The 21,946-nt window shown below is 34.4% G+C and carries 17 protein-coding genes and 1 tRNA gene; 13 read left to right on the top strand and 5 right to left on the bottom strand.

What is annotated here, in order from left to right:
- Positions 1-185 precede the first annotated feature (185 nt).
- The 4 genes from FYJ50_RS08015 (at position 186) to srtB (ending at position 4,840) form a co-directional block, all read left to right on the top strand.
- Entirely contained in the window at positions 186-2,123 is a 1,938-nt protein-coding gene (locus FYJ50_RS08015; protein ID WP_154460838.1) for an InlB B-repeat-containing protein, read from the top strand.
- A 150-nt stretch (positions 2,124-2,273) separates the two neighbouring features.
- Positions 2,274-2,780, top strand: a complete 507-nt coding sequence (lepB, locus tag FYJ50_RS08020) for a signal peptidase I (protein ID WP_154460282.1) — start codon at positions 2,274-2,276, stop codon at positions 2,778-2,780.
- A 21-nt stretch (positions 2,781-2,801) separates the two neighbouring features.
- Positions 2,802-3,968 carry a DUF7601 domain-containing protein gene (locus tag FYJ50_RS08025; RefSeq protein WP_154460840.1) on the top strand — a complete coding sequence of 389 codons (1,167 nt, stop codon included), beginning with the start codon at positions 2,802-2,804 and terminating at the stop codon, positions 3,966-3,968.
- Between the two features lie 47 nt (positions 3,969-4,015).
- The gene (gene srtB, locus FYJ50_RS08030; protein ID WP_205946482.1) at positions 4,016-4,840 is read left to right on the top strand and encodes a class B sortase; all 825 of its coding nucleotides are present in this window, start codon (positions 4,016-4,018) and stop codon (positions 4,838-4,840) included.
- Positions 4,841-4,909: 69 nt separating this feature from the next.
- Here srtB and FYJ50_RS08035 read toward each other — a convergent pair.
- Positions 4,910-4,985 (bottom strand) — tRNA-His (locus FYJ50_RS08035).
- Between the two features lie 65 nt (positions 4,986-5,050).
- On the opposite strand from FYJ50_RS08035, the gene FYJ50_RS08040 reads away from it, so the two are divergent.
- Positions 5,051-5,521: a GNAT family N-acetyltransferase gene (locus FYJ50_RS08040; RefSeq protein WP_235900952.1), complete on the top strand. Its 471-nt coding sequence runs from the start codon at positions 5,051-5,053 to the stop codon at positions 5,519-5,521.
- Between the two features lie 114 nt (positions 5,522-5,635).
- Entirely contained in the window at positions 5,636-7,948 is a 2,313-nt protein-coding gene (locus tag FYJ50_RS08045; RefSeq protein ID WP_154460844.1) for a leucine-rich repeat protein, read from the top strand.
- Positions 7,949-7,960: 12 nt separating this feature from the next.
- On the opposite strand, the gene FYJ50_RS08050 is transcribed toward FYJ50_RS08045, so the two are convergent.
- A complete protein-coding gene (locus FYJ50_RS08050; RefSeq protein ID WP_154460846.1) occupies positions 7,961-8,980 on the bottom strand; it encodes an NAD(P)-dependent oxidoreductase in 1,020 nt (339 codons plus the stop codon).
- A gap of 65 nt (positions 8,981-9,045) precedes the next feature.
- Between FYJ50_RS08050 and ligA the strand changes: the two genes are divergently transcribed.
- From ligA to FYJ50_RS08080, 6 genes are all read left to right on the top strand, one after another.
- Positions 9,046-11,064 (top strand): NAD-dependent DNA ligase LigA, encoded by a 2,019-nt coding sequence (gene ligA, locus FYJ50_RS08055; RefSeq protein ID WP_154460848.1) that lies wholly within the window; start codon positions 9,046-9,048, stop codon positions 11,062-11,064.
- Positions 11,065-11,199: 135 nt separating this feature from the next.
- Positions 11,200-12,753 (top strand): ribonuclease Y, encoded by a 1,554-nt coding sequence (gene rny, locus FYJ50_RS08060; protein ID WP_154460850.1) that lies wholly within the window; start codon positions 11,200-11,202, stop codon positions 12,751-12,753.
- A 142-nt stretch (positions 12,754-12,895) separates the two neighbouring features.
- The gene (locus tag FYJ50_RS08065; RefSeq protein ID WP_154460852.1) at positions 12,896-13,066 is read left to right on the top strand and encodes a DUF362 domain-containing protein; all 171 of its coding nucleotides are present in this window, start codon (positions 12,896-12,898) and stop codon (positions 13,064-13,066) included.
- A gap of 50 nt (positions 13,067-13,116) precedes the next feature.
- Positions 13,117-14,553, top strand: a complete 1,437-nt coding sequence (miaB, locus tag FYJ50_RS08070) for a tRNA (N6-isopentenyl adenosine(37)-C2)-methylthiotransferase MiaB (protein WP_154460854.1) — start codon at positions 13,117-13,119, stop codon at positions 14,551-14,553.
- Between the two features lie 21 nt (positions 14,554-14,574).
- Positions 14,575-16,257 (top strand): ribonuclease J, encoded by a 1,683-nt coding sequence (locus FYJ50_RS08075; RefSeq protein ID WP_154460856.1) that lies wholly within the window; start codon positions 14,575-14,577, stop codon positions 16,255-16,257.
- 12 nt (positions 16,258-16,269) lie between these two features.
- Positions 16,270-18,492, top strand: coding sequence for a DNA translocase FtsK (locus tag FYJ50_RS08080; RefSeq protein WP_338083008.1), 2,223 nt, complete (start codon positions 16,270-16,272; stop codon positions 18,490-18,492).
- Here FYJ50_RS08080 and FYJ50_RS08085 read toward each other — a convergent pair.
- Positions 18,476-18,883, bottom strand: coding sequence for a competence protein ComK (locus tag FYJ50_RS08085; protein ID WP_154460860.1), 408 nt, complete (start codon positions 18,881-18,883; stop codon positions 18,476-18,478). The genes FYJ50_RS08080 and FYJ50_RS08085 overlap by 17 nt on opposite strands.
- A gap of 46 nt (positions 18,884-18,929) precedes the next feature.
- Positions 18,930-19,547, bottom strand: coding sequence for a glycerol-3-phosphate 1-O-acyltransferase PlsY (gene plsY / locus FYJ50_RS08090; protein WP_154460862.1), 618 nt, complete (start codon positions 19,545-19,547; stop codon positions 18,930-18,932).
- A gap of 71 nt (positions 19,548-19,618) precedes the next feature.
- Here plsY and FYJ50_RS08095 point away from each other — a divergent pair, with 71 nt between their 5' ends.
- On the top strand, positions 19,619-20,035 hold the full coding sequence (locus FYJ50_RS08095) for a hypothetical protein (RefSeq protein ID WP_154460864.1): 417 nt from the start codon (positions 19,619-19,621) through the stop codon (positions 20,033-20,035).
- 258 nt (positions 20,036-20,293) lie between these two features.
- Here FYJ50_RS08095 and FYJ50_RS08100 read toward each other — a convergent pair whose 3' ends face one another.
- A complete protein-coding gene (locus FYJ50_RS08100; protein ID WP_154460866.1) occupies positions 20,294-21,577 on the bottom strand; it encodes a helix-turn-helix domain-containing protein in 1,284 nt (427 codons plus the stop codon).
- Between the last annotated feature and the right edge of the window lie 369 nt (positions 21,578-21,946).

The following is a 21,946-nucleotide window of genomic DNA, read 5'->3' on the forward strand; positions in this document are numbered from 1 at the left end:
TACTATAACAACAAAAGAATTCAATCCAAAACAAAATGGATGCCTCCTGTTGTATACAGAGAAACATCCATGTGTTAAACTCAATTCAAATTAACGTATGTCCAGAATATTGGGTACATATCACTTTTGGGGTTCACTTCAAGATTATATCTTTTTAGATATATCTGAAAGAAAGGAGGAGAAATATGAAAAGAATAGTAAAATGGTTAATTCCATGTCTGGTAGCTTGTTTTATGGTTGTAGGACTTGTACAAAAAGCTTCTTTTACGTTTGCGAATGAGGAGGGTCAGACTGAGGAGACGACTGGTGAATTAAATACAGATGAAAGTTCAGAGTTTTCTAATGAGGATGCCAACAGTTTCGATTCTGATTCAAATGAGGATGAATCCTTATCTGAAGAGACAATGAGCAATTATAAAATATCTGGTGAAGGAACAACTTACGATAACCCATCTGAAAAGGATATCGAAATGAATGTTAGAGATAAAGGATACATTGCTGGTTATGTTCTTTTCGGAGATTGGTCATCTAATCATCCTGATATAGTTACTGTTGATTCTTCTGGATATATTAAATGTATAAAATCCAGTAATGGACAACCAGTTAAAGTAACATATACAATTTTTGGTGAGCAACGTCGTGTATACAATGTCTATGTTTATGGAGACAATGAGGTTGCGTTTTATTATTTAAAAACACCAACATCAAAACCAGATTCTAACGATACGGATCAATGGGGAAAACGTTTAGGTGTTGGGACAATTAATACAGAAGGTATAAAATGGATAAAAGATGAAGAAGGAAAAGATAAAAACTGTTTTATATCAACAACACCCAAACGAGTGCTTACTTGGCCTACTAATGATGATTTAGGGGAACAAAATGCTGATGGAAGTTATACTCTTACTAGAAACGAAAATTCCGATTCTCATTGGATGGCAATATTTAATGCATATAGAGATTCAGTGAGTCATAATTTACATAAGGAAATCAACATAGGTGATATACAAAGTATTATTTTACATCCCTATAAGATTTCACAAAATAATAATACAGCTCCAGATAAACATGTTGACTGTACTGTAGAAATCAAAGTAAATGATATTGTGACTGCTACATTTTTTGTAATGGAACCAGGAAGTACTTCATATGAATGGAAAGAAGCTACAGATTATCTGAAGGGAAATGGTGTAGCGATAGTAAACGGAACAAAGAATAATTATGAAGACAAAGTGGATGGCGAAAATAAATATAGGTTTGACGGCTGGTATACTGATGAAGCACGTGAAAATAAAGTGAATTTTCCAATAGAAATATCTGAAAATACATATTTTTATGCGAAATATGTGCCAAAAACTGTAACAATTAATTATGTTGTTGCATCGGGGAATGGAACTGTTAGCAACAACCCAGAAACAGTAAACGTTATTGGAGATGTAGCTGGTTCTACGGCAACACCAGCAGAAAATTATAAATTTGTAGGATGGTACAGTGATCAATCATGTGAGACCCTAGTCTCAGAAGAAGCAACATTAAATGGAACAATTTTAAGTGGAATCAACAAATCACCTAGTGGTGAATGGCAACCCGCAACTTACTATGCAAAATTTGAAAGAGCTACACAAGATATAACTGTAAAGAAAGATGTTAAAGGTGATTTTGGAAATCACAATGAAACATTCAACTTCACTTATTCCTATAAGGTTGGAAATAATACAGTAGATGGGGATTTTTCTTTGACTGATATTAATTCAGATGGTTCAGACAATTCAGGAACAATATTAAGGAATATACCTTTGGGTGCTGAATTAACAATTGTTGAAAAAGATGTTGCAGGTTACGAAACAATAGCAACTTATACAAATTCATCAGGATCATCAGAAACAAGTAGTGATTCCTCAAATATAACAGTAGAGGGAAATAAAGAACTAGGAGATAAAATCATTTCTGTAACTGTTGATAAAGATAACAATTTGATCACAATTACAAATACTAAAGATACCGTACCACTAACTGGAATTATTGATAACACTCCAAAAGGACTTGGATTAATTGGTTCCATCGTAGTTGAAATTGCAGCTATCGCATTCGTTCTAAAGAAAAAAAGACAATTAAAAATGTAGAGTAAGTTGAATAATTTCTCAGGTTAATAACTTACTCTACATTGAACTCGAAATATTTAAGACAAGAATACCTTGTATATAAATATTTCAATTTAATTCTATCAGTATTGTTTATGTGAATAAACAAGAAAAATAAAAAGGAAAAGATTCATGAATCAAAGGTTAGCTTTGAAACAGGAAATAAAGGAACTGGGTATAAAGATTGGACTTCTTATCATTGTATTTTCTGTATTGTTTGGATTCTGCTTTGGATTTATAGCAAATCCAGATGACTCGATGTCCCCTGCCTTCTGTGAAGGGGACCTGGTCCTGTATTACAGGCTGGACAGGACCTATGTATCCAATGATACGGTTGTGATGAAGTACAAAGATCGAACGATCGTAAGAAGAGTCGTTGCTGTTGAAGGTGATACAGTGGATATCAATGAGGATGGACAGCTAATGGTAAACGGCTTCGTTCAACAGGAAAGTCATGTATTTACCAAAACGTATCCTTATAAGGAGGGAATCGAATTTCCGGTAACGCTGAAGAAAGATGAAGTGTTTCTGATGGCGGACAATCGGGACAATGCCCAGGATGGAAGGATATTTGGACCTGTAAAAAGGTCAGATATCAAAGGTTCCGTAATGCTGATATGCAGAAGAAGGAACCTGTAAAAAGAAAGGAAAGAATTAATTATGTTTAAGAAAAATATTAAACCGATATTAATGGCTGGTGCTTTAGCTTTAGCTACAGCAGTGAGTCCGGTGTTGGCTGATGAAAATCCAGATGCTGTAACACCATCACCTAGTAGCAATACAATAGATGTCACAAAAAATTTAAATTTTGCAAAGGGTATAAGTACGATAAATGAGACTTATACATATACAGTTACTCCGAAATCCTATTATACTTATACAATAACGAAAGATGGAGTTAGTGAGCCAGGTGATCTAACAGTTTGTACTGAAAATAATAAATCTATTTTTCCTACAGCAGCATACGATAATAAATTAAATGTAGTAGTTGATTCTGATAACCCAGGTAGTCAAGTTACGAATACAAACTATATGAATGCAACTACTAAACAAACTATTACATTTACTGCAAAAGCAAACACTATTCCTGGTGTTTACATTTATGAAGTTAAAGAAACTGCTGTTTCAAAAAATGAGCAAAATGGAACTTCATCCAAAGATTCAAAAGAATGGAATGTATATGTTAAGGTTACAGATAATGAAGGAATTCAAGTATCAGAAATTAAAGCTAAGGGAAGTGATGCTAAAGTAGAAAATATTGAATTTACAAACGAATACGCTGAAAATTCAAGTTTAACTTTAACTAAAGAAGTAGAAGGTTTAGGTGGTGACAAAACAGCTAAATTTAATTTTACAATTAAATTAACTTTACCCGAAAAACTAGCAGGTCAAACTATAAATTCAATTACAGCAAGTGTAGGTGAATCAGAATATACATTTAATTTTGAGGATGTACAAACAACTGAAGGTGAAAAAACTGTTACTAAGAAAGTTGCGACTGTACAAAATATTAAATTATCTGATAATCAAACAATAACAATTAATGGCTTACCAGCAGGTACAGAATATGAAATTACTGAAGCTGAAGCAGATAAATATGGATATACTACTACAGTGGATGGTGCCGATCAATTGAAAGATAATACTGATGTAGCAACTGGTATTGTAAACGATGATGAAGCTGAGGAAATTACATATACAAATGATAAAGATGGTGCCATTAATACAGGTGTCATTGTAAACAATATGCCATATATCGCATTGTTAGGAGCATCTGGAGCTGGATTGGTCGTATTGGCAGCCAGTAAAAAACGTTCTAAGAAATAATGAAGAGAAAAGATAGAAAGATATCTTTATTAAGAAAGATTGTTTCTATGATAGATAGTACCGTGAATATCGCGGTACTACTCTTTTTTATATTGTGTGTTCTGTTCAGTGGGTATTCGATATGGGACAACAATCATATCTATACAAAGGCCAGTCCAAGTGTATATGAAACGTATAAGCCTGAAAAGGAAGATACGAAATCATTTGAAGAATTAATAAAGATCAATCCAGATGTATATGGATGGATTACTTTATATGGAACCGAAATCGATTATCCTTTAGTACAGGGTGAAAACAATCAGAAATATATCAATACAGACTATGAAGGAAACTTTTCTTTATCTGGGGCATTGTTTCTGGACTGTAATAATTCTAAAGATATGAGGGATACGGTTAATATAATCTATGGACATCATATGGAAAAGGATAAGATGTTTGGAGGACTGGATCATTATGAGAAGGAAGACTACTTTAAGGAACATCGATATGGAAATCTGTATGTAGATGGAAAGAATTATGGACTTGAATTTTTTATGCTGATCAAAGCGGATGCGTATGATTCAAGTGTATACAACATACATGCCAGTGATGCCAATACTTATATTGAAACGATAGAACCGTTAAGTATTCAGTCTTTTGATATAGAAGATGCGAAACGACTGGTTGTTTTATCTACGTGTTCGGATTCCACAAATGGAAGAACGTTACTGATTGGTAAGATCTGTGATGAAACATTTGAGGATCCTTATCTTGAAAAAGAAGAATCAGAAGAAGAGTCTTCAATTGACTGGTATCATATGTTCTTATATGGAATATCAATTGTATTGATTCTGTGCATTCTGATTGTACTGGTATGGTCTAAAAAGAAATAACTGTAATGATTGAATTTCATTACAGTTTTTTTTAAATAAAAAAACTCTCTTTCGAGAGTTATTGGCATATGGGGCGGCTGACGCGAGTCGAACGCGCGAATGACGGTGCCACAAACCGCTGTGTTAACCACTTCACCACAACCGCCATGTGCTTAAATATTATAACGAAAAGAGGTTTACTTGTAAAGGAAAAATTTATAAAATGTTTTTATGATGTTTAGGTATGCAGATATAAATGATTTAAATCGAGTTTATGAAATTGAAAAAGAATGTTTTCCGGAAAATGAAGCAGCGAGTTTTAATTCGTTAAAACATAGAATTGAAAATGGATTCTTTCTTTTATTAGAGGAAGAACATGAAATATTATCTTTTATAAATGGAATGTATTCAAATGAAAAAGATTTAAAAGATGAAATGTATGAAGGAAAGTATTGTGTAAAAAATGGAGACTGGTTGATGATTTTTGGTGTAGATACACCGTACAAACATCAACATCATGGATATGCTTCTATGGTAATGAATGAGCTAATCAAAAATTTTAAAGGAAAAGGAATTGTATTAACTTGTAAAGAACACTTGATTCCTTTTTATTCAGAATTTGGATTTGTGGATGAAGGAATTTCATCATCTACTCATGGAAATGTTCTATGGCATCAGATGAGATACGAAATTATTACATAAACTTTAAAAAGTAGATTTTGATAAATCTAATTTTTTCAATACTTTTACTTCTATTCAATCCTCTTTTTACAATATTTTGTTAATGTAGAGTTGACTTGATTAGGAGGATGTAAAATGAAGAAAAAAGTTAAAATGAAGAAAAAAGTGTTTACAACTTTATTCGTGACAGGTTTGACTTTAACACAGGCTTTACCTGTAAGTGCTCAGGAGCCTGTACAGGAAGAATCTGTTGTTGATTCGCAGGAACAACCTGTCGGTGAATTACAGGAAGAAATAGAAGTAGAGTCACAGACAGTTGAATCTATGCCTATAGAAAATGAAATCCAATTGTTAAGCGACGAAGTATATCCAACTTCCATTACTTTATTATCGAGTGTTAAATCTTTTATGGTTCAGGGAGATACAGCTACTATTAAAGTCAATGGATATGCACCGTCTAATGTGACTGATAAAAATGTTATCTGGTCAAGTTCAGATACAAATGTTGCTACTGTAAACTCGGAAGGGGTTATTACGGCTGTTGGTGCAGGGAATGTAACCATTACAGCTACCTGTGTTGGAAAGAATCCGGATATGACTTCACCTGCAACGGCAACCTTCTCATTCTATGTAAAAGGGATTGCAGATAATTATCAGTATAAAATCGATAATGGAACTATCACAATTGAAAAATATTTAGGAAGCGATACAAATATCGTTATTCCATCTACTATTAATGGAATGCCAGTAAAAAGTATTGGATCGTATGCCTTTGCCTTTAGCAACAATGCCAAATCCATTACTTCTGTTACCATCCCTTATGGGGTTACTCAAATTTCAGATTATGCGTTTAATGCCTGTACAGCTTTAAGTAAGGTATCCATTCCATCGACTGTAAAAACCATAGGAAAAAGAGCTTTCTGGTCTACCGCTTTAATCAGTGTAACCATTCCAAATGGAGTAATCAGTATTGGAAATGAAGCTTTTAGTAAATGTGCCAGCTTAACCAGTGTTTCCTTACCTGCTTCTTTAACTTCAGTAGGAGCCAATGCGTTTAATGGAACAAAACTGTCTTCATTAACTCTACCAGACAACATTTCTTATGTTGGAACCAATGCTTTTTCTGGCATTACTTTATATGCCAATCCTGAATCAACCACTTATAAGACATTGACTTCTAAAAAAATCGAAGTGAAAGTGAAATATCCAACTTCTATTTCCATCACAACAGACTCAAAAACAGTCACAGGAAAAAATAAAGAAATTGTACAGGGAAATACAGCGCAGTTCTATGTCAATTCTTATAGTTTTGAAAGTACTGTTCATGATGTAATCTGGTCAGTGGATAATGAAGAGATTGGAAGCATTGATTCAAATGGAGTGGTAACCATCAAAAAAGAAGGAACATTAAAAGTGATTGCTACATGTACAGGAAAAAATGAAGATATGACCTCTCCTGCACAGGCTGAATTTACTTTAACTTGTATAGGTGTATCTGGTTCTTTTCAATATAAGACAAAAGAAGATGGTACCATTTTAATTGATGAATATATTGGAACGGATAAAGACGTCCAGATTCCATCTACAATTGATGGAAAACCGGTTACTGAAATATACAATGCTTTTTATGGAGATGAAAATATAGAGAGCGTCGTTATCCCAGAAGGGGTTACTGTTTTAGACAAAGAAGCCTTTGCGTTATGTAAGAATTTATCAAAGGTAACTTTACCTTCTACTTTAAAAACCATTGGAGAAAGGGCTTTTGCCTATACAAATCTAAAAGAAGTTATCATCCCAGAAGGAGTGACTTCTATTGGAAGAAATGCTTTCAATAATTGTAAGCAAATGACAAATATTAGTTTGCCTTCTACCTTAAAAACAATCAATCCTTTAGCTTTTACTTCTACAGGTTTGAAAGAAATTGTATTACCAGATCATATTACGTATATTGGAACGAATGCTTTAAAGGGAATTGATACGATTCTAGTAAAATTTGGTACAGAAACCGAACAGACTTTAAAAGAAAACAACATTCCATATTCCATTCAATGGGTTTCTTTAAATTCGATTCCTGTCATTGAATGTAAAGATATTGTCCTAAAAGAAAAGGATTCATTTGATCCATTAAAAGATGTAAAGGCAATGGATGCAGAAGATGGAGATTTAACGGTTTCTATTGAAATAGTGGAGAATGATGTAGATACTTCCAAAGTGGGAGAATACAAAGTGATCTACAAAGTAGTAGATTCAAATGGAGCCATCTGTACAAAAACAAGAAAAGTTATTGTTGAAAAGAAAGATAACACAGAAAATACAAAAACAGAAACGAAAAAGAATACTAAAAAAGAAGTGAAAACGGGATTTATTTCTTCTTTCTTATTATATTTGTCTCTATTCCTTTCTTCGTTTACGTCCCTATTCATTATTAGAAGAAATAAATCAAAATAAGGCTGAAAAGCCTTATTTTATGTTTAATTTCTCTTTTAATAATGGAATAAAGAAACCCTGCTGAAGTAAACATTTTAAGTCTAAATCTAGATTTCTAAAGATAGATACATCAATGTCTTCATTTAATAAAGTAAATAGACATGTTTTTTTATTTATATCTGGTATAGTTTCATTGATCTGATAAGGGATAGCACATCTTCTTTTCTTTTCTCTTAGTTTAGATATATCACAGTCAAATATATAAAAATAATAAGGTGTATGTTTCATCATATCTCGTATTTCATCTAAGCTGAAACAATCTAAAGATACATCTATAAAATCAATATTTAATTCTAATAGATCACATAATTGTTCCACTTCACGATCTTTAAACATATAAGGGTATTTATTTTCACATGTTTTAAAGAAAGTATCGACAATATCTATATTTTTAATGGTTTTATTTCCTTTAAAACAGAATAACTGTTTTACATCGGATTTCATTAATTCAACAACAGTATGAATCAATGTAGAATCTTTTTCTAAAATTGTATTTATGATTTCCTGTCTTTGTGCATATTTTTCAAAATGAGTGGTTAAGTAAGAAAATATATATTCCAGATCCTGTAAAACAGGTTCATGTTTTTTATAGATATTTTTAAATTCTGTATCAAAGATTTCATAATATGTATTGGTTGTATGATGTGTCTGGTATCCTAACTGAAGATATTTTTCATTGTATTCATGTAAAAAAGAAATGGATACATTATCATCGTTAATAATAGATGCACAACATTTTAACTGTTCTTTACAATCCTGAACGATCTGATGATTTAATTCATTTTTTACAGAAGCAGCAATGATCAAAAAATAGTCTTTAATGTCTTCTTTTTCATAATGTTTATATATACGTTTTTCTTCTTCAATTTCATCAATAAAATTGGGAGAAAGATATTTTACATTTTCAAATTGTTTTCCCATTTCATAGGCTTTTTTTCCTCCACCTATGACCAGTATATTCTGATTTTCTAAATTTATATTCACTGTTTTCATTTTATCACCTTGTTTATCATATCATAAAAATTATGATATGATAATTGAAGTTATGGAGAAAAAATATGGCTAGAATTGATGATTTAAAAGCGTTAATTAAAAAATATGATGAACAATATTATGAATGGGGACAATCGGAAATATCCGATGCACAATACGATCGTTTATATGATGAATATGTGGCTTTGGAAAAAGAATTTCCTGAATATGCTTTAATGGAGGATTCTCCTACAAGAACAGTAGGGGCGGGAAAAGAAGCTGGAAAAAGTACGGGGTTAGAAAAATTCAGACATAAATCCCCTTTATTAAGCATTGATCGTAAGGCAAAAGAAATTAGTGAACTGATGGATTTTTATATTAAATGTGGAAGTCCTCAGGTTATTGTAGAACCAAAACTGGATGGGATTACTTGTAATATAAATTATGAGAATGGGAAATTTGTCAATGCGGCTACCAGAGGAAATGGATATATTGGAGATCTTATTACAGATAATTTTAAAGTGACACAGACAAAGTATCCCAAAGAACTAGAAGAAGGAGTGGAATTGGAAGTTCGAGGAGAAGCCATTATTCCGTTTGATTATTTTAAGAAACATTTAATGGAAGATTATTCCAATCCTAGAAATGCGGTCAGTGGAATCATGAGACAGATTGATGCCAAGGATGTAAAGGGAAAAGGTGTACAGGTTTTATTTTACGATGTTGGGGTTTCTTCCCTTCCTTTTTCAAATGACAGTGAATTTATAGACTATTTAAAATCACATGATTTTCAAAGTGTACCAGTACGGATTGCCGATAACTGGGAACAGTTAAAACAGATTGTGGAGTCCAGTTTAGATGGGTATATTCAGCAGGTGGATGGATTTAATGTATTAATGGATGCGAAAAAAGAATATCCACAGGCAGTATGTGATGGTTTAGTCATTAAAGTAAACGATTTTGGTTTAAGAAATGAAATAGGGATGTCCATTAAAGGACCGAAATGGGCATTTGCGTATAAATTTAAACCATTACAGGAAGTCACTCGCATTGAAAAAGTCATCTGGCAGACTGGAAAATCCGGTCGTATTACTCCGGTCGCACAGTTTAAGGAAGTATCTTTAGGGGGTACAAAAATTACCAGAGCAACGTTGAATAATATTGATTATATGAAACAGATGGATCTGCAGTGGAACGATGATATTGTCATTGAACGAAGCAACGATGTGATTCCTCGTGTGATTGAAGTAAAGAAACACAATGAAGGACTGGATCTGGATGGTTTTGAAGAAAGCTTTCATCAGCCAGAATATTGTCCGGTGTGTCATGAAAAGATAAAAGTGCTTTATCCTTTACTATATTGTGTCAATCCTGCCTGTAAAGCGCAGATCAAAGGAAAAATTGTACATTATGCATCCAGGGATGCTTTAAACATTGTAGGCTTAGGGAAAGCAATAGTGGATGTATTATTTGAAGAAAATTTATTGAGCGATCTGCCTTCCATTTATCAATTAAAAGAATATCGAGAACAATTGGAAGCTCTTCCCAAATTTGGAAAGAAGAAAGTGGATAATTTATTAAATTCAATTGAAAATACAAAGAATCCAGAATTGTGGCAGTTTATTTATGGACTTTCCATTCCAGAAGTAGGAAAGAAAACAGCTAAAGATCTGGCACAAAGATATCATACTTTGGATGATTTTATGAATTGTACGATGCAGGAATTACTGGATATGGAAGACATTGGTGAAATCATTGCACAGAATATTGTGGATTTTGTCCACAATCCACATGTATTAGAATGGATTCAGACATTAAAAAAACGGGGAGTCAAATGCAAAGATATTGAAATTCATAGTGAAGAATTAAAAGGAAAAACATTTGTGATTACCGGAACTTTAGAACATCCAAGAAAATATTATCAGGATATCATTGAGAAAAAAGGTGGAAAGGTTTCTTCTTCGGTTTCTAAAAAAACAACAGCGGTATTGATTGGTGTGGATGCAGGCTCAAAAGAGACAAAAGCCAGAGAACTGGTATCAAAGGGAGAATCCATTACTTTATTGACAAGTGAAGAAGAAATTTTGAAATATTTTCAAATGTAAGGATTGATCCTTTGGTTGTGTTTAGACAGAATCAAAGGATTTTTTATTTTCAATTGTTATGATAATAGACTTTACAAGGGTTTTTATGTATAATAAATAAGGTTTATACCGTGTACAAGATAGGAGGATTTTGAAATGCAAAGTGGTGTAATCATCTTCTTGTCTTTGATAGCAGGTCTTGCCTTTGGGATTGTGATAATGTTTTTGGTTTCAAAAGCAGGATTAAATAAAGATCAGCAAAAAGCGGAAAAGATTTTGCGGGATGCGCAAATGGATGCCGATGCGAAAATTAAACAGGCTGTATTGGATGGTAAAACACAGGCGCATGAATTGCGTGTTGAAGCAGAAAAGGAAATTAAAGAGAAAAAACAGGAAGCAATGAATTTTGAAAATAAGTTGATTCGTAGAGAAGATAGCTTGAATTTCCGTGAAGAGGCTTTAATGCAGAAAGAGCGCCAGATGAATGATAAAATGCAGAAAGTTGCTGATAAACTGTCATCTTTAGACGCAAAAGAAAAGAAATTACAGGAACAGATTGATCAACAGATCGTCGTTCTGGAAGGTGTGGCGAAAATGAGCAGCCAGGATGCCAAGAAGGAACTGTTTGCGGTTGTTGAAAAGAAAATGGAGCACGAGACAATTGCTTATATCAAAGATAAAGAAGAGGAAGCAAAAGCCAGTGCAAAAGAAAAGGCACAGAATATCATAGCCTTAGCCATTGAAAGAATGGCACAGCAGGAAACACAGGAACGTACCGTAAGTGTTGTTTCCATTCCAAGTGAAGAAATGAAGGGACGTATTATTGGTCGAGAAGGTCGTAACATTCGTGCTTTTGAAACGGCAACGGGAGTGGAATTGAATATTGATGATACACCAGATGTGATCACCATTACCTGCTTTAATCCAGTTCGTCGTGAAGTGGCTCGATTAGCTTTGGAACATCTGATTCATGATGGAAGAATTCAGCCAGGTCGTATTGAAGAAGTGGTTAAAAAATACCAGACGGAAATCGATCAGGAAATTCAGAAAGCAGGAGAAGACGCCATTTTTAAACTGGGAATTGGAAGAATCGATCGCGATATCGTTCGTTTGATCGGAACGTTAAAATATCGTTATTCCTATGGACAGAATGCTTTACAGCATTCAATGGAAGTGGCTTATATTTCAGGGGCTTTAGCTGCTGAACTGGGCTTAAATCAGCAATTGGCAAAACGTGCTGGATTGCTTCATGATATTGGAAAAGCCTTAAACATTGAACAGGATGGTTCACATGTGGAACTGGGTTATAAATTCTGTAAAAAACATGGAGAAAAAGAAATTGTCTTAAATGCGATTCAATCTCACCATGGTGATGTAGAAGCAAAATTTTTGACAAGTCATCTGGTTATTGCAGCCGATACTATTTCCGCTGCTCGTCCAGGAGCTCGTAAAGAAAGTGCGCAGGCATATATTGATCGTCTGGAAAATCTTGAAAAGATTGCCAATGAACATGAAGGTGTACAAAGCGCATTTGCAATCCAGGCAGGTCGTGAAATTCGTGTATTAGTTCATCCAGATCAGGTAGATGATTTTAATTGTACAAAAATTGCACGTGAAATTCGTGAAAGAATTGAAGCGGAATTAACGTATCCAGGACAGATAAAAGTAAATGTGATTCGTGAAGTTCGCGCTCAGGAAATCGCAAAATAATATGTTTGTCTTTGACAAACATATTATTCTTTTAGGGTTTATTTTTCCTGAAAAATAAAGTAAACTAAGACTAACTACTTTTGGTTGAATCGCTTTGATGAAAAGTCTATACTTATTTTAGAATTCAAAGGAGGAAATTAAAATGGTTATTATTGATAAAGATGCTTGCATCGGTTGTGGTGCTTGTGTAGGTGGATGTCCAGTTGGTGCATTATCACTAAGTGATGAAGGATACTCTGTATGTGACGGAGATACTTGCATTGATTGTGGTTCATGTGTAGGAACTTGTCCAGTTAGCGCAATTACTCAATAATATAAATATAGATGCCAAGCTTTATGCTTGGCTTTTTTTTGGAGGTAGAAATGAAAAAAAGACCAGAATGGATCTTACCAGATTTAAAAGAAGCACAAAAACGTACAAAAAAACAAATTGAACGAATCGATTCCTATGTTGTACCAGAAAACGCTCGTTCAATTGGAGTCAATCGTTTATATTTTATTTCCACATATGGCTGTCAGGCTAATGAAAGAGATTCGGAAACATTGGCAGGAATTATGGATTCGATGGGATTCACAAAGGTTGAAGATGTGGAAAAAGCAGACGTGATTTTAATCAATACATGTGCGATTCGTGACAATGCCATGGAAAAAGTATTGGGAGAAATTGGCAATTTTAAACGATTGTATCGTGAAAATCCAGATCTGGTGATCGGTGTGTGTGGATGCATGGCTCAGGAAGAAGGCTTTGTGGAACGTTTGCTTGAGAAATATCCACAGGTCCGTCTACTTTTTGGAACACATAATATTCATCAGCTTCCAGAAATGTTATATTCGGTTATTTATGAAAAGAAACGTGTAGTCCGTATTTATTCTCGTGAAGGAGAAGTTTATGAAAATTTACCGGTGCATCGTTTTGGTAAACACAAGGCATGGGTAAATATCATGTATGGATGTGATAAATTCTGTACTTACTGCATTGTTCCTTATACACGAGGAAAACAGCGTTCTCGCTATATGGATGAAATCTTAAAAGAAGTAAGAGAATTGAAAGAACAGGGATATAAAGAAATCACATTGCTGGGGCAGAATGTCAATGCGTATGGAAAAGACATTGATGATTCCTATGATTTTGCGACATTACTGGAAGAATGTGCAAAGATTGGCATTCCTCGTATACGATTTACGACAAGCCATCCTTGGGACTTTAGCGATGAAATGCTGGATGTGATTGGAAAATATGAGAATATCATGCCATTTATTCATCTTCCTTTACAATCAGGGGATAGCGATATCTTAAAATTAATGGGTAGACGTTATACACAGGAAGAATATATTACGTTGTATAATAAAATTATTGAAAGAATTCCAAACGTCGCGGTCAGTACCGATATCATTGTTGGATTCCCAAATGAATCCGATCAGCAGTTTGAACATACTTTGGATGTTGTGAAATATTGTAAATTTGATAATGCCTTTACTTTTATATTCTCACCTCGTCCTGGTACACCAGCCAGTCGAATGGAAGATCCAATCTCTTTAGAAACAAAGAAAAAACGTTTAGCTTTGTTGAATAAAACATGGAATCAGTATGCGCTTGAAAGAAATAAAGCCTATATTGGAAAAACCGTAACGGTATTAGTGGATGGATGGAGCAAGAAAAATCATACGGTGTATTCAGGCTATACGGATACCAACAAACTTGTCAATTTTACCGGAAATCATATTCAGACAGGGGATTTTGTACAGGTTTATATTGATGATGCGAAAACATTTTCTTTGGATGGGCATGCGATAGAATAATAATAAGAAAGAGGTGAATGTATGCCAAATATATCAGCATTACATGAAAAAATACGAATTTTCTCTCTTGGTGGTTTAGACGAAGATGGAAAAAACATGTATTGTGTTGAAGTAGGAAATCAGATTTATATCATTGAAGCGGGAATTAAATTTCCAGATGAGAAAGAATCGTTAGGAATTGAATATATCGTTCCTGATTTTACGTATTTAATTGAAAATAAAAATCGAATTGCTGGAATCATAATTACACATGCACATGATGATGTAATGGGAGCTTTGCCTTATTTGTGCAAACAAATAAAAGCCGATATTTATTCTTCTCCATTAACCGCGAAATGTATAAGACGTGTGATGAAAGAAGAAAATATCAGAGACATTCAGATTCATGAAGTAAAAAGACACGATCAGAAACGTATTGGAAAACATAAAGTCATATTTTTCCCAATTACTCATTCGGTACCAGAAGCTTTTGGAATTGCGATCAGTACCAGCCAGGGATTCATCGTTTATTCGGGTGAATTTATTGAAGACTATACATCTTTATCGGATGCGTACCGTGGAGATTTTACTACACCGGCTCAGTTTCGAAACGAAGGCGTACTTGTTCTGATGCAGGATTCAAAAGGAGCCGATTGCACAGGGCATACCGCACCTTATCATCGAATTGCGCCTCATTTTGCCAATATACTGGAAAAATATGAAAACAAACGAATCTTTGTATCCGTATATACACAAAGTGTATTCCGGATTCAGGAACTGATTGATACATGCATCAGCTTTAATCGAAAGATCTTATTATATACCGAAGAACTTCGCTCTTTGATCAAAGATTTAGAAGACATTGGATATACCATTCCATCTTCTGTACTGGTGGACGTAAACCAGATTGATCATATTTCCAATGTGGTGGTCCTGATTGGTGGAACCGGAAAAGCGGTAACCAATCTTCTAAGCAACATCTGTAATAATGAAGTGGATGATATTGACTTTACCAGCGAGGATGTCATTGTTCTGGCTACACCGGTATTACCAGGGGTAGAAAGAGAATTTAAACAGATGGAAAATGACATCTATAAAGAAGGTGGCGAAGTCATACAGCTGGATAAGGTCATAAGAAGTGTACATCCAAGTCAGGAAGATCTGAAAATGATGATTTTTGCGACACGGCCTAAATACTATATTCCAGTAAAAGGGGAATACCGAAAACTGGTTATGAATGCCAATGTTGCACTAGATATGGATTTTTCACCAAGTCAGATCATTATTCTGGATAATGGACAGGTCGCAACCTTTGAAAATAAAAAATTAAAGTCCTGTGCCATGGAAATGGAACTTCATGACAATCTGATTGATGGAAAAGAAGGCTGGGATATGGCTGGTGTGGTTTTAAAAGATCGAGAAATCTTATCCACTGATGGAGTTATGATTCTGGCCATTGGAATTGACAGTGAGACTAAAAAAATCATTAATGGACCGGATGTTCAGACACGTGGTTTAGTTTATTTAAAGGATGCCGATTATTTAAATACAGATGTTTCTAAAATTATGGAACAGACCATCGAAGAAGCAGTGAAAAATAAAACGTATAACAACCTGGATACACGAAATGAAATTCGTGATAAGGTTGCGAAATATTTATCCAATAAAATTGGAAAAAAACCAATGATTTTAAGTGTAATATTAGAAATTAATACACAGCAGTAAGGGGTGATGAATGTGGCAAAAGCCAGAAAAAAGAAGACTCCCGCAAAAAAGAATAAAAAAACGCAACAAACAAATATGGGACAAATCCTGTTATTTGTTTGTTTCATTGTTTTATCTATTATCGCTATCTGTCGATTTGGAATTGTAGGACAGACATTATACAATATTGTTTGTTTTGTATTTGGAACTTTGAGTATTCCTTTACTGATTCTTTTTATATTTATTTGTGGATGGGCTATCTTCAAAGATATAAAAGATTTATTTGAAAATCAGTACTGGATTGGGATTCTTTGTATCCTTTGTGCGACTTCTTTATTACTGGGATTGATCGAATTTAAAGGAAACAATGCGACACATGGTTTAAATGTTGTATTAAGTCAGTTTGTGGATATATTAAAAGGAGATGCGAAAACATTAAGTGGACTTTTTGGATCTTTACTTCTGGCTTTATTTGTATCTTTACTGGACTTTAATGGATCCTATTTTATTGTAGTTGTTTTATATCTGATTGGAATTGGATTTTTATCGATTCGCTGGATCAGAGAATATTTGGAGCAGCCAAAACAGAAACCAGTAAAAATAAAACCAGTTATAAAAAAAGAAGAACCGGTAAAGAGAAAAGAGACTTCCATTTTTCTTGATTATGATAAAAAAGAAGAGAAAAAATCTATCTTTTTAGAAGCGGATACAGATATTAAAGTGCCGGAACCAAAAGTGATCAAACCGTTTGAAGAAAAGAAAGAAGAAAAAGAAGTCAAACACATCGTGGTTTCGTATGATGAAGATTATTCTAATTATGTTCTTCCGAATTTAAAACAGGTACTTTCTCCATACAATCGAAGAAGCCGTAAAGATGGAAATGTTTCCAATGCGAAAGAACAGGGAGCTTTACTGATCAATATATTGAATCAGTTTGGAGTCAGTGCGACTTTATCCGATATTCATATAGGACCAACGGTCACAAAATTTGAAGTGAAACCGGAATTAGGAGTTCGTGTATCAAAGATTGCCAATTTACAGGATGATATTAAAATGGCTTTAGCGGCCAAAGAAATCCGTATTGAAGCACCCATTCCTGGAAAGAGTGCAGTGGGAATCGAAATTCCCAATGAAATTAAAACCAGTGTGCAGATGATGGAATGTATGATGTCCATTCCTTCTTCTCTAAATGATAAGTCATTGTTGTTCTGTTTAGGAAAAGATTTATCGGGAGAAAATATATATGGTAAAATGGATAAAATGCCGCATTTACTGATTGCTGGAGCAACAGGTTCAGGAAAATCAGTATGTGTTAACAGCATTATCTGTTCTCTATTATTAAGAACAAGACCGGATCAGGTAAAACTGATTTTAATTGATCCAAAAAAAGTAGAATTTACACCATATAATGATGTCCCTCATTTACTGGCTCCGGTAATAACCGATGGAGATCTGGCAAACAACGCCCTAAAAGTGGTCGTAAAAATGATGGACGATCGTTATGAATTGTTTGGACGATTAGGGGTTCGTAACATTCAGGCTTATAATTCATATTTAATGGAGCATCCAGAAGAATCCTTAAAGCCACTTCCATGGATCGTGGTCATTATTGATGAGTTAGCCGATCTGATGCTGGTGGCTGCCAAAGAAGTGGAAGCCAGCATTCAAAGAATTACACAGCTGGCCAGAGCGGCTGGAATTCATCTGATTGTAGCAACCCAGCGACCAAGTGTGGATGTCATTACCGGTGTCATCAAAGCCAATATTCCTTCCCGTATTGCTTTTGCGGTATCCAGCAGTGTGGATTCCCGTACAATACTGGATCAGACTGGAGCAGAAAAACTATTAGGAAATGGAGATATGCTCTATCTTCCAAATGGTCAGACTACGCCAATTCGTGTACAGGGAGTCTTTATTAAAGATGAGGAAGTCAATCGCATTGCCCAGTGCATCAAAGAACAGGCCAAACCGCATTACGATGATACACTGATTGGTTTGCAGGATTTGCAGATGCAGGGAAATCAGGTTGATATGGAATGCAGCGATCCTATCTATAATGATGTGAAAAGCTTTGTGATTCAATCGCAGAAAGCCAGTACTTCCCTGATTCAAAGACGATTCTCCATTGGATATTCAAGAGCAGCTCGTTTAATGGATGTACTGGAAGAAAATGGAATCATAGGACCGGCTCGAGGATCAAAACCAAGAGAAATACTGGTAAAAAACAGTCTGGAAGATCCTATGGATTTAGAATAAGAAGATATCTTTGGATGCGTTGTATCAGAGATTGAATTCGTTTTGGATTTTGACAGGTTAAACATGTATTGTCTTTAAAATGGATGATACATGTTTTTTCTTTATATTCAATGGATTGGATTTCAAAATAATTGATGTATAGGCAGGAACTGTGATTTGTAGCTTCATTGGGAAAATAGATTTCCTCTTTGGATATGGGAATGGGCAAATATTTCTTTTGCGGAATGAAATGCTGGTAACTGGCTTGCCTTCCTTTTAAACTGGATCCATTTAATAGACATTGTTGATTGAAATAAGATTGTAAAGAAGTGGAATAAATGGATTCAATGCCATCTTCTTTTACTTTACACACAGAACTGGTCATATAATCGTAATATATATAATTCGACATAAAAAAACTCCTGCTTTAATTATATAAAACAGAAGTGAAATATAAATTACATCCAGGAAATTTTATTTTCGCATCCCTCTTTAATTCGTTTCATATTTTCTTTATGACGATAAATGACTAAAAGCGTCATCAGCCAGGAACAGATAATAATGATAATCGGTTCCATTTTTAAAATAAACTGTTCACTTGTGATAAAGATACTGGAATAGAGGGCTCCACATATACTGGCAAGAGAAACATATTTAAATAAATATAAAACCAGAAAGAACATTAGAAATGGACCGGCAAAATACCATGGATCCTGAAACACAAAGATAGCACAGCTTAACAAAAAACCAAAGATGGTACTGACTGCCTTTCCGCCTTTGAAATTGGCAAAAATCGGGTAACAATGTCCAATGCAGCAGGCCAATCCTGTTAAGATGGCAGCGACTTCCGATACCAGACTGGCTAGACCAAAAGCCAATACAACTTTTAGAACATCGCATACAATAACAGCTATACCAGCTTTCTTTCCTAAAATACGACCGGCATTGGTTCCTCCTAAATTACCAGAACCACTTTGTCGAATATCGGTTTTATAAAAAACTTTGCCAATGACCAGGGCAAAAGGAATGGACCCTAATAAATAACCTAAAATTATACTGAATATTATTTTTATCATGTTTATCACCGTTTATATTTTAACAGATTTTAATAAAAAAGGGAGGTGAATATGATAAAATAAATATGCATATGAAAAAAAATAGACAACAGGAAATAGAAGAACTTCAAAAACGAGTATTTGGTAAAGATCGAAGTGTAAATAAGAGTTTAGAAGAAATGATTACGGTTCAGAAAGAAATTGAATCGTTTGAAAAAGAACTGAAAAAAGATTTCTCTTTACCAGAAAAAGAAATTCCATTGTATTCCATGCAGGAATCAATTGATTCTATGAATGTCGCAATCAATCGTGCCAATGTAAATGGAAATTCAGATTCGATTTTAAATACCATCTGTATATATGGACCTCAAGGTTGTGGAAAACATACACTGGTTGAAAAAATGATTGGCAGTACATGGATCGATGGTTCTTTGTATACAAATAGTGAAGATGAAAAAAATTTAATACAGGATCTGTATCAGGCTATTTTATCTTCTAAAAAAGGCTGAATTGAAAAAGTAAATTCCACTTTGAAGTGTGTTCAAAACAAAGTTGAACTTAGTCTTACAAATACTGTGGTTTTCAGAAGAAAACTGCAGTTTTTTGTTGTGGAATTTACTGAACAAGGTACAATATGTTTAGAGTTGATAGAAAAAAAGGCGCACTGAAAACAAGTGAAATTTAGAAATTTTTTTAATTGGAATAACTAAATTCCACTTTAGTTATTAGGTAAATCAATGTCTGCCAATGGATGATCAGCTCATTGATTACTTAAGCAGATACGGTCTTAAAATGACTTTATCTGGCTCAATTTCAATGATTCCGAATTCTCTGAATCTGTTTGCCAATTCAGGATTCATGAATTCAAGATATCTGAATGGACTCTTTCCTTTCAGATTTTCTTTTGGGAAAGAGTTGATGTGTGAAGAGATAAGATTTGCCTTGGACTGATCCGTAAGCCCAAGCGCATACAGATCGGTTTCTTTAGGACAGATATAACGTATCTCTTCGTGATTGTTTTCAAGACTGCCCTTTTGATGGCTGCTCATCGGATCACAATAGAAGAGCCGTGTACGTCGTGTTCCGTCTGGTCTGACTTCTATAGCGTCAGCCATTGTAAATTCTGAGCCTCGATCTGTGATAATAATTTCCACCTCTTTGTTGAATAGCTCTTCTCCAAGAATAGATTCAAGCAGCAAGATACCTTCATACATGTCCTGTGCTGTCTTGGTTTCATGATAAATGATTACCATGAAGGAATAGGATTTGAATTTGAAGGTTTGCATGAATGGTCCTGTGGTGATGTTATTGTAAACAGTATCCATTTCTACAACATTGGCATTGGGATTTTCCTCAATGTAAGAAATATAGTCCTTATAGAGTCTGCCATTAAGATGTTTACGGTCCTGACGCTGCTTGTAGACGTTTTTATCTTTACGTTTTGAAGGTTTACGGCCAGCGAATCTGCGAAGATCAAGACCGATTACATCGATACCTGCATTCCTGAAGGTGCCGTCTTCAATGTATTTATAAATAGTCTTGGGCGAGATATTGATTTCAGGATGGTTCTGACAAATAACGTAAGGAGATTGTCCTTGTTTGATTAAAGGGGCAATGATGTTACCGATCCTGATCAGTTCATCTTCAGAAATGTTAATACCTTCACGCGAAGTGGAAAGAGAATCTTCATACTCTTTCTGTGCAAGATCCGGTTTATACATGAAATGGTTAAAGTGACAGCTCTTAGTGTCAGGGCATCCATTACATGCTCCTGGAGACCTGTCTCTGTACTTACAATAGAAAGGAACAAAATCAGGACATGACGACGTGCAGTTCCGACCGTGCTTGCATGTTTTATAAACAGCACATTCGAGTGGAAGATTACATTTCTTGGTAAGCTGCCTGTGAGATAGAATTTCTTTACCAATAGTTGATTTATCCTTACCGAGTGTATCTGCAATAGCCTTTTTGCTTGAGCGATTACGAATACCAGTTTCAATGATGGATCTTTCTTGCAGGGTAAGGTGCTTATTGGAATTGGATGATGACATATAAATTACTCCTTTCTGTATGGATCATCCATTGGTATCTAAATCATCCGTTATTGTAAGAGAAAACGCAAGTTGATATTCGTGGAGACTAAATTCAACTTCGCGCCTTTCAAAGTGGAATTTACTTTTTCAATTCAGCTCTTCTAAAAAAGGAATCGCATTTGAAAATCTGGATCTGATTCATCCTTCTATTCGAAATAAAATCTATCAGTTCTTTAAAGAAGGTGTTTATCCTTTAAATAAAAGATATATACAGAATAAAAATCAATTACAGGAAACCAGTTCTTCTTTTGTATCCCAGGCAATTTCAAAAATAGAAGTAAAATATAAGTATCTAATTTATCTGTCCAATGAATCCAAAGAAAAAAT

This window comes from Floccifex porci (assembly GCF_009696175.1).
Classification (GTDB): Bacteria; Bacillota_I; Bacilli_A; order Erysipelotrichales; family Erysipelotrichaceae; genus Floccifex; species Floccifex porci.